The sequence below is a fragment of the Pseudarthrobacter sp. NPDC058119 genome, assembly GCF_042884655.1.
GTDB lineage: Bacteria > Actinomycetota > Actinomycetes > Actinomycetales > Micrococcaceae > Arthrobacter.
The window spans coordinates 756,750-770,347 of sequence record NZ_JBHVTN010000001.1; the positions used below are offsets into that span (position 1 = coordinate 756,750).

14 protein-coding genes are annotated in these 13,598 nt (G+C 66.1%); 7 read left to right on the plus strand and 7 right to left on the minus strand.

Annotated features, from left to right (window positions below; genetic code table 11):
* Positions 1–14: 14 nt before the first annotated feature.
* The gene (locus ACFVTD_RS03575; RefSeq protein WP_387558110.1) at positions 15–527 is read right to left on the minus strand and encodes a hemerythrin domain-containing protein; all 513 of its coding nucleotides are present in this window, start codon (positions 525–527) and stop codon (positions 15–17) included.
* 183 nt (positions 528–710) lie between these two features.
* On the opposite strand from ACFVTD_RS03575, the gene ACFVTD_RS03580 reads away from it, so the two are divergent.
* From ACFVTD_RS03580 to ACFVTD_RS03600, 5 genes are all read left to right on the plus strand, one after another.
* Positions 711–1,775, plus strand: a complete 1,065-nt coding sequence (locus ACFVTD_RS03580) for a sodium:calcium antiporter (protein WP_387558113.1) — start codon at positions 711–713, stop codon at positions 1,773–1,775.
* 130 nt (positions 1,776–1,905) lie between these two features.
* Positions 1,906–2,514 (plus strand): hypothetical protein, encoded by a 609-nt coding sequence (locus ACFVTD_RS03585; RefSeq protein WP_387558116.1) that lies wholly within the window; start codon positions 1,906–1,908, stop codon positions 2,512–2,514.
* Between the two features lie 120 nt (positions 2,515–2,634).
* The gene (locus ACFVTD_RS03590) at positions 2,635–3,387 is read left to right on the plus strand and encodes a hypothetical protein (RefSeq protein WP_387558119.1); all 753 of its coding nucleotides are present in this window, start codon (positions 2,635–2,637) and stop codon (positions 3,385–3,387) included.
* A gap of 34 nt (positions 3,388–3,421) precedes the next feature.
* On the plus strand, positions 3,422–4,162 hold the full coding sequence (locus ACFVTD_RS03595; protein WP_387558122.1) for a class F sortase: 741 nt from the start codon (positions 3,422–3,424) through the stop codon (positions 4,160–4,162).
* 57 nt (positions 4,163–4,219) lie between these two features.
* Positions 4,220–4,678 carry a cupredoxin domain-containing protein gene (locus tag ACFVTD_RS03600; protein WP_387558125.1) on the plus strand — a complete coding sequence of 153 codons (459 nt, stop codon included), beginning with the start codon at positions 4,220–4,222 and terminating at the stop codon, positions 4,676–4,678.
* Positions 4,679–4,683: 5 nt separating this feature from the next.
* Here ACFVTD_RS03600 and ACFVTD_RS03605 read toward each other — a convergent pair whose 3' ends face one another.
* The gene (locus ACFVTD_RS03605; protein WP_387558127.1) at positions 4,684–5,181 is read right to left on the minus strand and encodes a DUF2127 domain-containing protein; all 498 of its coding nucleotides are present in this window, start codon (positions 5,179–5,181) and stop codon (positions 4,684–4,686) included.
* A complete protein-coding gene (locus ACFVTD_RS03610; protein WP_387558130.1) occupies positions 5,182–7,401 on the minus strand; it encodes a transglycosylase domain-containing protein in 2,220 nt (739 codons plus the stop codon).
* A gap of 245 nt (positions 7,402–7,646) precedes the next feature.
* Here ACFVTD_RS03610 and ACFVTD_RS03615 point away from each other — a divergent pair, with 245 nt between their 5' ends.
* Complete coding sequence (locus ACFVTD_RS03615) at positions 7,647–8,372, plus strand: hypothetical protein (protein ID WP_387558133.1); 726 nt, start codon at positions 7,647–7,649, stop codon at positions 8,370–8,372.
* Positions 8,373–8,378: 6 nt separating this feature from the next.
* On the opposite strand, the gene ACFVTD_RS03620 is transcribed toward ACFVTD_RS03615, so the two are convergent.
* From ACFVTD_RS03620 to ACFVTD_RS03635, 4 genes are all read right to left on the minus strand, one after another.
* Positions 8,379–9,248, minus strand: a complete 870-nt coding sequence (locus tag ACFVTD_RS03620) for a class II glutamine amidotransferase (protein ID WP_387558136.1) — start codon at positions 9,246–9,248, stop codon at positions 8,379–8,381.
* A 17-nt stretch (positions 9,249–9,265) separates the two neighbouring features.
* Complete coding sequence (locus ACFVTD_RS03625; protein ID WP_387558139.1) at positions 9,266–10,666, minus strand: glutamate decarboxylase; 1,401 nt, start codon at positions 10,664–10,666, stop codon at positions 9,266–9,268.
* A 362-nt stretch (positions 10,667–11,028) separates the two neighbouring features.
* Complete coding sequence (locus ACFVTD_RS03630; RefSeq protein WP_387558142.1) at positions 11,029–11,382, minus strand: hypothetical protein; 354 nt, start codon at positions 11,380–11,382, stop codon at positions 11,029–11,031.
* A gap of 386 nt (positions 11,383–11,768) precedes the next feature.
* Entirely contained in the window at positions 11,769–12,470 is a 702-nt protein-coding gene (locus tag ACFVTD_RS03635) for a GntR family transcriptional regulator (RefSeq protein ID WP_387558145.1), read from the minus strand.
* 212 nt (positions 12,471–12,682) lie between these two features.
* Here ACFVTD_RS03635 and ACFVTD_RS03640 point away from each other — a divergent pair, with 212 nt between their 5' ends.
* Positions 12,683–13,597, plus strand: coding sequence for an ABC transporter substrate-binding protein (locus tag ACFVTD_RS03640; protein WP_387558148.1), 915 nt, complete (start codon positions 12,683–12,685; stop codon positions 13,595–13,597).
* Position 13,598 lies beyond the last annotated feature (1 nt).

Genomic DNA, 13,598 nt, shown 5'->3' on the forward strand with positions numbered 1-13,598 from the left:
CGCAGCCGGGGGCCTTATTCGTGCTCGCGGATGTATTCCTCGGGGCTGACGTCGTGGGGCTCGATCCCGCCGGCGTGCTCGGACTCGAAAATGGCGAACGCCAGGCCCAGGCGGTGGCGCAGCTCCAGGGACGCGTGCTGCCGGAAGTCGGTCAGGCCCTCCCGTTCCTCCTCTGCCATGTGGTCGCCGTTGGCCTCGTTGACTTTCGCCAACGCCTCCCACCACTCAGGCGTCCCGGCGTTATGCCGGTCCACCTCGCTGATGGCGTCCCGGATTTCGTTGTGGTCGTGGATGGCGTCCTCGGTTTCGTCCTCGGCGGAGTCCTTTCCGCCGGCCCCCTTCCCCAGTTCCAGCAATTCCGGGTAGAAGAGTTCTTCTTCCGCCTTGGCATGGACCTCCAGCAGGATGCGCATCCGCTTCCACACCGCGTCCAGGCTGGAGGTTTCACTGGCATGCATTTCATCGAGCAGGGCGAACAGGCGCCGCTGCTCGTGGTGGTCGTTCAAAATCACTTCAACGATGTCCATGGTTGTCCTTTCGGCGTGGGTGGCTACGCCCTACCCCTTACCCAATCAGCGGGTGCGCCACCAGCTCAACATCCCAAAGGCAGCCTTCCCAGCGGATTCCCAGCAAATAACCACCGCAAAGGGCCCCCAGGTGGGTACGGCTTCACTGAAACCGCTGCACAAGCCCAAGAGGAGGCAAAAGATATGGAAGCGCTGCCCCTGGCGGTCCTGCTCCTGATTTTCGCCGGTGCGGCGGCGGTGATCTGGGTGGCCGGCATCCAGCTATCCAAGCAGACGGACATCCTGGATGACCGACTGCATCTGGGGTCGGCGCTGGGCGGGCTGATCCTGTTGGCCATCGCCACCAACCTGCCGGAGATCGCCATCACGGTCAGCGCGGCCCTGTCCAACAACATCGGTGTGGCCGTGGGCAACATCTTGGGCGGCATCGCCATCCAGACCGTGGTGCTGGTGATCCTGGACGTGTTCGGAACCAGGGGAACGGATCCGCTCAGCTACAAGGCCGCGTCCCTGACCCTCGTCATCGAAGCCGTCACAGTCGTCGCGGTCCTGGGCGTGGTGATCGCGGGAAGCCAGATGCCGGGTTCGCTGGTGGCCCTGCACCTGACCCCTGCCGCGGTGCTGATCGCCGTGATCTGGATCCTCGGATTGATCCTGGTCCAGCGCTCCCAGAAGGGGCTGCCGTGGCACCAGCAGGGCGACGCACCCGGGGGCCAGGACCAGCCGAAGGGGCACTCGAAGAAGAAGTCAACGGACAAGAACCGACACATCAGCACCGCCAAGTCGGCCCTGATCTTCACCGTGGCGGCCCTGGCAACCCTGGGTGCGGGCGTCGTCCTGGAGCGCAGCGGCGACGCAATTGCCGGGCACATCGGCCTCTCCGGGGTCCTCTTCGGCGCCACCTTCCTGGCCCTGGCCACGTCCCTGCCGGAAATCTCCACCGGCCTGGCCTCCGTCAAACAGGGCGACTACAAGCTGGCGTTCAGCGACATCTTCGGCGGCAACGCCTTCCTCCCGGTCCTGTTCCTGGTGGCCGTCCTCATCACCGGCAAACCGGTCCTGCCGCAGGCCCAGGCCACGGACATCTACCTCACCGCCCTGGCCATCCTGCTGACCCTCACGTACCTGCTCGGCCTGCTGTTCCGGCCGAAGAAGAAGCGCCTGGGCATGGGGACGGACTCACTGGTGGTCCTGGTCCTGTACCTGGCCGGCGTGGCCGGACTGTTCGCCGTCGCCACTATGTCCTGACCGCCGGATCCGGCGTCGAATCCGGGGCCCGGTAGCACGGGCCGGGACCGGTCCAGAGGGGTTGCCGTTACGAACAGTTGGTAGGTACGGCCGGGTCAGGCTAGTGCAGGAACGTTCGGAAGGTGCAGCCATGAGTCCACAAAGCAGTCCGCGAGCGCATAACAGGGGCCGGACACAGGTCATTGCCCTGACCACGTTCCTGGCCCTGGTCATGTCCGGCTGCGCCGCGGCCGGCGCCGAAAAGCCGCCGTCCGAAGGACCTTCAGCCAGTCCGTCCGCTTCGCCGCAGGCAACTGCCGGTGCTGCGGCGGACGGCCCCTCGTCGGCCGCAACCATGGTATGCGGCGACGAGACCAAGACGAATATTGTCAAGGCCCTGTCCCTTCCATCCGAGCCACCCACCACGGACTCATGGGCGGACAAGCTCTACACCTGCACCTATGCGCTCCCGTCCGGGCACCTGCTGCTCTCGGTCAAGGAAACGTCCGATCCGGCAGCTGCCCGCACCTTTTTTGACGGGCTGCAGCAACAGGCTGCCGGGGCTGCGCCGATTGAGGGGCTGGCAAACCTGGGGTTTCCGGCGTTCCAGACGCCTTCCTCCGCGGTCTTTACGAAGGACAGTTTCGTCCTGACTGTGGACGCGGCAGCCCTCCCGGCCAGGTTGGGCCCCCACGACGTTTCCCGCGACGCTTTCGCGTACCAGATAGCCACCGCCGTGCTGGCCTGCTGGTCCGAATAGCCAGGGAGGGGCAAAAGACGCCCACCTTCCCATCCGTGACGAGGAGCACAGCGAATCATCAGTGTCACAGTCATGGGCGGGCCCATCAGGGGAGCGTCCATTTCCAATGGAGGAAATGTCATGAAGAAATCCGCTTTCCTGGTAGCCCCGGTTCTTGCCCTGGGCGCCTTCGCACTCTCCACCAGCCCGGCCCTTGCCGCTGACAACGCCACCATGTACCAGGCGAACCTCGCCGCTATCAACGGCAGCAATGCCTCCGGAACCGTCATGGTCACCGTCAACGGTGACCAGGCAACCGTCACGGAGAAAGTCTCCGGACTCGCGGCCATGTTCAACGGAAACCCGTACCCGCACGTGCAGCACATCCACATCGGTGCCAAGGGGACGTGCCCTGACATGTCCGCCGACACCAACAAAGACGGCGTCATCAGCACCACCGAAGGCGCACCTGCCTACGGCGGCATCGGCGCCACCCTCTCCACCAGCGGGGACACCAGCCCCGCGGCCGGAACGGACCTGAAGGTCGCAGGCATGGGCGCCTCATACACCTACAACCGGACTTTCACCCTGGACGCCAAGACCGCTGATTCGCTCAAGGCCGGAACCGCCGTCGTCGTGGTCCACGGCCTCGACCCGGCCACGCTGCCCGAGGCAGCGCAGAAGGCTCCCAGCGACCTGGTGCCCTCCCTGCCGCTGGCCGCCACCTCCCCGGCGTTGTGCGGCTCCCTGAAGGCCATGCCCGCCGGAGCCCCCGGCACCGGCATCACCGCCCCCGCCCCGGCCGGACCCGACCTTGGCCTCCTCGCTGCCGGCGGCGGCCTGGTCCTCGCAGCCGGGGGCGCGTACGCACTCCGCCGCAAGATGGCTGCTTAGGCCGGGCAGAACAGCGGGAACAAGCAGGGACCTGATGGGACCCCGGAACAGCAGCCGCCGCGGACGCGTCATCGCGTCCGCGGCAGCCGCCCTGCTCCTGGCCGGTGGCATCACCACCATCGGCCTCGGCCTCCACGCCGAACCCCCAGGCACGGGGGAACCCGCAGCAGTTTCCAGCCCACCAGCCGCAGCGCCGCCCGCGGACGCCGGCGCTTCAGGGCCGGCGTCCCCAACCGGGCCGCCCCCCGTTGCGCCGGTACAGCCAGTCCCGTCGGCCGCGGCCACTCCTACCGCTCCGGATGCCCCCCTGCCGGCATCCGTCCCGGTGCGTGTGGAGGTGCCCTCCATCGGAGTGGACGCGGCTGTGGCTCCCGTGGGAAAGCAAGCGAACGGGGAAGTCCAGACGCCCTCGGGGGAACCGGGCTCTCCTGCTGGCTGGTACCAGGATTTACCCACTCCCGGCCAGACGGGATCGGCGGTGATCCTGGGCCACGTCAACAGCACCACCAGCGACGTTGGACTGTTCTACCGGCTTCACGAACTCACCGCGGGCCAAACCATCACCGTTACCCGCGCGGACCACACCGCCGCGGTCTTCACTGTGGACAGGGTGGATGTCTACCACAAATCAACGTTCCCAACAGTGAAGGTTTACCAAAACGCAGACCGGCCCGAGGTACGCCTGATCACGTGCGGGGGCTACGACCCGGCCACGAGGGAGTACCTCGACAACACCGTTGTCTACGCGCATTTGGTCTCCAGCCACGCCGCATAATTCGAAGCCGCTCCCAGTCCAGGCCGAAAGCGCCACTCATCCCCGAGAGGGAACATCATGAAGTCGACACCAACTAAGCGCGCGGCCCTGGCCCTGATCGGCGCCGCAACTATCTTCGGGGCCAGCGCGTGTGGAACCAGTGGAGGAGGGTCCGTCGCCGCACCGGAGACGCCGGCCTCCACGCACGCATCCATGGCCGGCATGGGAGGTTCGCCCATGGCATCCCCAAGCGGAACCACGATGGCGGAGCATGGGTCCACCGGAGCGAGCCCAATCCTGACCATCCATATCAAGTCCTTCGCCTACGACGGACCGGACAGCGTCCCCGCCGGCGGAAGTGTGACGGTCATGAATATGGACAACGAAGCCCACACCGTGACCGCTGACGACGGCTCCTTCAACGTCGTGCTCAAACCCGGGACCAGCACCACCTTCGCCGCCCCCGCCACGGCGGGAAGCTACCCCTACCACTGCACGTACCACTCCGGCATGCACGGAACGCTGACAGTCAAGTAAGCGGGTCAGCCTACGGGCATCCTGTTCCGGGACCGCCGAAGCCGGTACTCCCGCCACGTGATCCACACGATGAAGATGTCGAACGCGGTGAGGAGCATCATGCCCCAGGTGAACGCCACCGAGATCCGGTACGCCTGGTACGCGATGAACACCAGCAGGAACGCGATCATCCACGGGTAGGCCCACAGCCTCTCCCTCAGGACAGCCCACACCAGGACAATTTTCACCACGCCATGCAGGAGGAGATAGACGGCGCCAAACAACGACGCCGATCCCGAGAGATTCGCGGTCAGGTGCAGCAGGGTGTTGGCCACCAGGTCGTTGGGATCCTGGGCGAGTTCGTGCTGGGTGAGGAACCGGACCAGGTCATTGATCTGCGCGGGCGTGACCAGCAGGAGGAGGACCCCGCCGATCAGTTCCAGGACCCCGTCCAGTCCCTTGAGGATGAGGGAAACCCGGAAGGTCCGGTCCAGCAGGGCTGACCGCGGCGGAGTTTTTTCCATTCAGTTGGCCTTGGTCTGCTGGGGGCCGGGGGCGCCGGGGGCGCTGATGAGGTTCTGTGGCGGGGCGTCAAAGTTGCCGTGGTCGTAGAGGCCCACCGCGCCCTGCATGTACTGCGCCCATTGCGGCCCGGCGATGTAGGCGCCGTCCACGGCGGGATAGAACTTCCCGTTGACGGTGATGTTGCGTCCCAGCCTGGTCGGGCCTCCGTTGAAGGGGTCGCCGAAGAAGGACGCCGTGGCCAGGCCTTTCGTGTAGCCCACCACCCACGTCTGGTTGTTCCACTCGTTGGTGCCGGTCTTGGCGGCATCCGGGACCCCGAGTTTCTGCGGGATCAGCAGGCCGGAGCCTTTCGTCAGGACGTCCTGGAGGACGTTGGTGACGGCCTTGGCAACGTCCGGTTTCAGGGCGCCGGCCTGGCAGGAGGACGCCTGGCCGCCGATCTTCTTGCCTTGGGCGTCGTCAACTTCCGTGATGGAGATAGGGGCACAGTAGGCGCCGTTGGCGGCGAACGTGGCGAAGGCGTTGGCCATGGTCAGGGGTGCCACGTTCTGGCTGCCCAGGATGTTGCCCAGGGTGGACAGGTCGATTTTTTCGTCCTTTCCGCTGCCCAGGTGCAGGCCCATGGCATCCGCGGCGCGCTGGACGTCGCAGAAATCGTTGAGCCCGGCCAGGGAGGCGAAGGTGGCCGTGTTGATGGACTGGTAGATGCCTTCCCGGACCGTCATGGGCCGGTACCAGTTGGGCTCATCGTTCTGCAGGTCCGACGAGTCCCGCACGGTGCTGTCGAACCAGCCCTGGACCGGATGGCACGTCGTCTTCCAGGGGTAGTAGATGCCGTACCGGCGCTTGGAAGCATCGACAATTTGGTTGGTCGATTTGCCTTCGCCCAGCCACGCCGCCAGGGTGACCGGCTTCATGGTGGAGCCGGGCTGCATGCCGCCCACACCGCCCAGGCTGTTCCCGGCCGCGTCACTGCCGTCCACGTTGAAGTTGTAGTCGGAAACAAAACCGGCGCCCTGGCCGGGCAGTTTCCGTGAGTTCTGTGCCATAGACAGGACTTTGCCGGTGCCCGGTTCGATGGTCACCAGCGAGGCGCCCCATTTGTCCGGGTTCGCGCCGGCCGTGGCGTCCACCTGGGCCTGAGCGGGTCCCTGCAGGCGGGGGTCCAGGGTGGTCTTGATGGTCAGGCCGCCGGCCATGATCTTCTGGTCGCGCTGGTCCACGGTGTCGCCGTAGGCGGGATCGTTCTCGATCTGGTGGATCACGTAGTCGCAAAAATACTGCGCCTGGGGAGCGTAGGCGCAGCCCTGCTTGGGCGGGTTGACCTTGAGCTGGATGGGGGTGTTCACGGCGTCGTCGTGCTGCTGCTGGTCGATGTAGCCGTGCTGCAGCATCGCGTCCAGCACCAGGTCGCGCCGGGCTTTGGCGGCTTCGGGGTGCACGGTGGGGTCGTACAGTGACGGGCCGTTGACCAGGCCGGCGAGCAGGGCTCCCTGGGGCAGGGTGAGGTCCTTGGCGTCCACCGAGAAGAAGTACTGGCTCGCGGCCTGGATGCCGTAGGCGTTGGCGTTGAAACCCACCACGTTCAGGTACCCGGCCAGGACCTGGTCCTTCGAATACTTCTCCTCGAGGCCGATCGCCAGCTTCATCTCCTGGATCTTCTGCTCCACCCCTTTCTGCCCGTTGAGCACCACCTGGGCGTCCTTGCCCTGGGCGATCAGGTTTTCGTTGAGCATGTTGGTGACGTACTGCTGGGTCAGCGTGGACGCGCCCTGGTGCCCACCGGCCACGTCGACCGCCAAGGCCCGGAAGATGCCCTCGGGATCGATTCCGCCGTGCTGGTAGAAGCGGTAGTCCTCAATGGCAACGATCGCGTCCTTGATGTTGGGCGACATCTGGTCCAGGGAGATCCGTGTGCGGTTCTCGTTAAACAGGGTGGCGATCTGCGATCCGTCCGCCGCCAGCACACGCGTCATCTGTGCCGGGGGCGCGGAGAACACGTCGTTGGGAAGGTTGCTGGTCAAGGCGGAGGATCCGCCCGCCACCACCGTCTCGGTGACGGCGGCGGCCGGCATCATCAGGCCGGCAAGAAGGGCACCGCACAGCGCACTGACAACAAGGAAGCCCGTGAACCGGCCCAGCGTAATTCCCGTTGCGCGGAACAGGTTCAGGGCGCGGAACGGGGCGGACGTGGAGGGGGAAGGAACTTCCTTGGACATGCGGGGTCTCCGGTTCTCGGCATCGAATTCTGCAGCGGTACCCTGCCGGGGCGGCTTTCCTCCCCGCGCCTCACAGGTGGTCATCACTCAGGCTTTCACCCTACTCTTCCCCTGCCACTGACCATGATCCGGCATCTCCGGGGTGGTCCGCATTCAGCATTTCCCCAGCCTCCGGTCTTACAGTGATCCTGTGCCGGTCCGCGCCGTCGAGCGGGGATGCACGCGCAGATTCGGAAGGACACACCGTGGTGAACCCATCAATCCCGTCAATGAAGGCCCGCATCGGCGTCGGAGCCGCAGCACTCCTGGCCGCCGGCGCCATGGCCGTTGCAGGCGTGAGCGCCGCGTCCGCCTCCCCCAGTCCCACAGCTACCGCCTCTGCCGCAGCCACCGGCCTGGCCAAGGCGGGGAAGGGCGCCGGTGGACTGCAGGCGTTCCTGGGCATCAACGTTGACAGCCCCCAGGCCGTTGGGGACCGCGCCGCGAAGGCTGCCGAAGCCCTGGTCAACCACCCGCAGCTGTTCGCCAAGCTGCCCGCCGCCCTCCAGGCGGACGTGACCACCCTCAAGGACGCCCCGGCGGCGGACCGGGTGAAGGACGCCTACAAGATCAAGACCACCGCCCTTTCCGGCGGCTACGGACCCGAGGTCCAGAAGCGCGCCGAAACGCTGGAGAAGACCGTCACCGGAATCGCCGGCCTGCGCCAGGAGCTGCGCACCGCGTTCAGCTCGGGCAACCCGGGCGCCGGGCTCCAGAAGGTGGCCGACCAGCTCATCGCCCATCCGAAGCTGTTCGCCAAGCTCCCCGCGAACCTCCAGGCTGACCTGACCACGCTCAAGAACGCCGCCCCCGCGGACCTGGACGCCCAGGCCAACAAGATCAAGGACACCGCACTGAACGGCGGCTACGGCCCCAAGGTGCAGAAGATGGCCGAGGCGCTGGCAAAGAAGGCGGCAACGCCCAGCACCTAAGCCGCGTCAGGACGTTTGCGACGCCGCGGCGGACGGGTCCAGGTCGGCGAGCGTGAGCGGGTGGGCGGGTTGGTCCGGGAACGGAACGGTGCAGGTCACCGCCAGGTCCGGGCCAACGTGCACCAGCTCCCCCGGCGCCAAGGGCCGCCAGCCGGGGTTGTGGTCCATGGGTTCGGTGGCGAGGAGGACCGACGGCGAGCCGGACAGTTCGGTGCTTCGCGAGTGGATCCGGTGGCTCCGCGCGTCAAGCGGGGCCGCCGGAGCCGGCTCGGCTGACGGGTCGCGTTCCAGGATGAACAGCGGGTGGGTTGCGGGGTAGCGGAGCGCCCAAAGATCGGTCGCGGTGGTGACGATCAGGTTCAGGGCCAGGACGGGAAGTTCGACGGCGATCCAGCCCACCGCGCGCACAATTCCTTCGGCCACGTCCCCGCCGGCCAGGCGGCTCTCCGCCGTAATCAGGGCGAAGAGCCGTTCGCTGTCGGTCTGGCCCTGCACCAGCCCCGCAACCCCGAGTTCGGCCAGCCGCGTGTCGAGCCGGTCCAGCCCGTGGAAGGCGCCGTTGTGCGCGAAAAGCCGCCCGTCCTGCTCGAAGGGGTGGGTGTTCACCAGGGTGTGCGCGCCCGTGCTGGCATACCGGACGTGGGCCAGGAAGGTGGTGCTCCTTAGCTCCCTGGCCTCCCGGGCGAAGGCGTGGTCCTCCCATGCGGCGAGCGGCCGTTTGCTGACCCGCGCCCCGCCGTCGCCCGCAAAAGTGCCGATGCCCGCGCCGTCGGGCTCCCGCCTGCTCTGCTCAGCCAGGCTGTCCGGGGCATCCAGCAGCCAGAAAGTGGCGCCGACGGGCCGGGACCCCGCGTGCAACCCGAACAACCGGCACACAGAACCCTCCTCACAAATTAGTGGTGGAACGCTTCCTTCTGCTGCTCCGTGGGCATGGGCCCGGCCAGGGCATCCAGGTAGGCCACTTCTTTTTGGAGGTCGGCCAAGAAGCTGGCGGCGAGGTCGCGGGTGAAGCCGTTGCGGACCACGATCCGCTGCACGGTGATGTCGCTGAGCCCGTCCGGCAGCGGGTAGGCCGGGACCAGCCAGCCGTTCATCCGCAGCCGTTCGGAGAGGTGGTGCAGGTTCCAGTTCTGGGTGTGGCCGTCGGTGAGCTGCCAGGCGAAAACCGGGATGTCGGACCCGTCGCTCCAGAGGGTGAAGGCGTCCATGGCGCCGATCTCGTGCGACAGGTACAGGGCGACGTCGCGGCAGCTGGCCTGCACAGACCGGTAGCCGGCGAAGCCCAGCCGGAGGAACAGGTAGTACTGCAGCAGCACCTGGGCGCCGGGACGGGAGAAGTTCAGGGCGAAGGTGGGCATATCGCCGCCCAGGTAGCTGACGTGGAACACCAGGTCCTCGGGCAGCGCGTCAGCGTCCCGCCACACGATCCAGCCCAGGCCCGGGTACACCAGCCCGTACTTGTGCCCGGAGGTGTTGATGGAGGCCACCCTGGGGAGCCGGAAGTCCCACACCAGGTCCGGCTGCAGGAACGGAGCCACCATGGCCCCGGACGCGCCGTCCACGTGGATGGGGACGTCCAGTCCGGTGTCCGCCTGGATGGCGTCCAGCGCGGCGGAGATCTGCTCCACGGCTTCGTAGGCGCCGGTGTAGGTGACGCCCATGATGGCCACCACGCCGATGGTGTTCTCATCCACGTAGCGTTCCAGGCCGTGCCCGTCCAGGGCGGGATGCTCGGCGGAGACGGGCACGTACCGTGCTTCCACCTCAAAGTAGTTGCAGAACTTTTCCCAGCACACCTGCACGGCTGAGCTGAGGACAATGTTGGGTGCGTCGGTGGGCTTTTTGGCGGCACGACGGCCGTGTTGCCACCGGCGCTTGAGCGCCAGCCCGCCGAGCATGCACGCTTCGGAGGAGCCCACGGTGGAGGTGCCGACGGCGGCGGCCGGGTCAGGTGCGTTCCACAGGTCCGCGAGCATCCGCCAGCACCGGGTTTCGATCAGGGCTGTCTGTGGGTATTCGTCCTTGTCGATCATGTTCTTGTCGAACGTTTCGGCATACAGCTGGGAGGCTTCGCGCTCCATCCAGGTCCCCACGAACGTGGCCAGGTTCAGGCGGGAGTTGCCGTCCAGCATCACCTCGTCGTGGACCACCTGGTAGGCGGTGCCGGGCAGGGATTCGCCGTCCGGGATGGTGAAGCGCGGGAAGATGGTGGACTCCCCCGGCCGGCTGAACAGGGGGTTCAGCTCCACGCTCGATTCGGGTTCGTGCTGTCCGCTCCGGTGTGGCCTGGCCATGTCCGCTCCTTTGCCCGTCGCCGTCGCAGGCGTTCGCCTGCCGTGTCACTTCCGCTGTTGCCAGCACTCCGTATTATTCATGCACCGGCTGGGAACGGCCTCAGAGGCTGCGGCATGGGCGCGTCAGGACGTACGACGGCGGCACGCACCAATCGCGGGCCAGATACGTCAGCAGAAAAGACAGGTGCCGCCGCCTCAAATTTGGGGGATGATGAGGCGGCGGCACTGCATCCAAGGTAACCCCGTGGTAGGCCGGCTCAGCCGGGTTCCGGGCTTTGGGCCGGAAACCTTGACGATTTTTTTACGCCCGCGTTTCGCACGGCGCACACCCACATAGGCGCTGCTGCGTCTGCCCGCGCGGCTCAGTCCAGGCTGGCGGAACGCCGGATGGTGACAATCCGTACGGCAACTCCGGCCATGACCAGAAAGACTCCCACGGCCATGAGGGTCCAGACGGGGACGGAGTCCGCGTCGATGTTCTTATAGCAGACAGCGGCCGCCCCAATGCCCGCCTTTTGCAGGCCTATGAGTTCGGCCGCATGGCTTTCGCGCAGCAGCGGGCTGCCGCAGAGGGGACCCGATGGCTGGAGCCCGAGGACGAAACCGAGGATGTACACGTCCAGCCCGGCAGCAACGATCCACATCCACATCCGGCGCCGCCACGGTCCTTTGTCGCGGACCTTGACGGTCTTTACCGGGGATTCCTGCATCGCCATGATTCGAGCATAATCCCAGCCGGCGCCAGCTTTCCGTCCGGCAGCGCCCAAGACCGAATCCCTGGCCACGAGGTATGGCTATTGCCCGCCGGCGGGATGGCGGTTTATGAATTGGTAACTGTCGTAACAGTCGCGGGAGCAAAATTCCGCAGTGGGAGTGTGCGGGAGGGGTCCGCCGCAAAACCTACACTTTGGCTCAGGTCGAAAAATCCTAAACACGGTCGTCAGCATGGATGAAGGCTAGGCTCCCGGCCGGCATATGTGACCAGTAATTGAGTACCTGATTCTTCCACCCCCTGATACCTGCCGGCGGGGCGGCTCGGACGGTGTTCCTGCAGGTCAGACGGCATTGGGCCCGGTAGCCGACACCCGGCTTCGCCCGCCGGTCAGCCCTGCTGCCCGAACTTCGCCAGGCTCAGCGAGCGGGACCTGATCCCCTCGATGTGCCTGTTCATCGCCGCCGTCGCAGCCACGGCATCCCCGGCCTTGAACGCGTCGATGATGGCCTGGTGCTCCTGCACTGTGTGGTCCCCGCTCATGTCGTTATGCACCAGCAGCCGGAACCTCTGGATGTGCCCCTCGATGGAGCCGTAGGCCCGGAGCAGGAACTCGTTGTCGGTGGCTTCCACGATGCGCCGGTGGAAGTTCTCGTCCGCCTGCCAGTAGGCCCGGTACCCGGCGAAGGTGTCGCCGCCGTGACGGGAGGCCTCGAGATCGTGGTGGAACCGTTCCAGGTCCGCCACCAGCTCCTCGGTTGAGTTGGTGCACGCAATGCTGGTGCACGCCGGCTCCAGTATCTGCCGGGACGTCAGGAGCGCGGCGACGTCGCTGGCGGTCGGTTCGGGGGCCACCTTGTAGCCGCGCAGGGCTTCGCGCCGGACCATGCCGGTGGTCTCCAGCCGTGCCAGGGCTTCCCGGACGGGGGTGGAGGAAACCTTGAAGCGCTTGGCCAGCCCGTCGATGCTGAGCGGCGATCCGGTGGAGATCTTGTCATCCAGCAGCAGGGACAGGATGGCCTCGAACACCTGGTCCACCAACATTGGCCGGCCGGGGATGAGTACTTCTTCTTCAGGCGAAGCGGCGTTCATTTCGGAATCCTATGCGAACTGGCAGCCACGGCGAGAGAGCCCTCGTCACAAAACAATGACCGCGAAAAAGGTATTGGCGGAAAATCGTGCATGATGTACGGTACATGATACCGGACAGCGAAGTGATCCAAAACACACAGCAGCTGTTGCCCCTTCCAGGGTTGGAGGCCTGACGCCGCCAACCCCATTCCCCCAAATCCGAAGGCGTGTAGATGATTCAGTTCCGATCGATGATGGTGACCGTCGCCGCAGTGTCCATGGCGAGCGTGCTTCTCTCCGGGTGCTCCAATCCGAGCATGTCCTCTTCCTCCCAGTCCGATGCCCCCAAACCCTCGAGCTCCGCGGAGGCCGTCAAGGTCGACGAAGCCGCCGCGGCAGCCCTCCCCAAGGAGACGAAGGACAAGGGAACCCTGACCGTCACCATGAGCCAGAGCTCCCCGCCCCTGCACTTCATGGCCGCGGACGGGACCACCATCCAAGGCATTGACCCCGAAATCGCCATGGCCCTGGGCCAGACGCTGGGCCTGAAGACGGAGGTCAAGAGCGGCCCGTTCGACGGCATCATCCCCGGCATTTCGGCCGGCAAGTTCGATATGGCCATCTCCCAGATGTCCCCCTCCACCGAACGCATGAAGGTGCTGGACTTCGTGGACTACTACCAGTCCGGCAGCGGCATCGGCGTGGCCCCCGGCAACCCGCAGAAGCTCACCATCGATACCCTCTGCGGCAAGCGCGTGGGCGTGCTGAAGGGTTCCTTCCAGGACCTCAAGCGCCTGCCCGCCCTCTCCAAGGCGTGCACGGACGCCGGCCAGCCGGCCATTGAGGCCATGACCTATCCGGACATGCAGGCCCCCAACCTTGCGCTGACCGCCGGCCGCATTGACGCCGTCTACATTGACGGACCCACCCTGGGCTACGCCATCAAGCAGGGCGGCCAGATCGAACTGCTCGGCGAGAAGGACGTCTCCCCCGTCAGCATCGGCTTCAAGAAGGGCGCGGGCCTGGAGAAGGCCATCGAGCTCGGCATGCAGTCGCTGGCAAAGAGCGGCAAGTACAAGGAAATCCTGGACAAGTGGGGTGTAGGCAGCGGTGCCATCTCTGACTTCGCCTTCAACAAAGCGCAGTAGC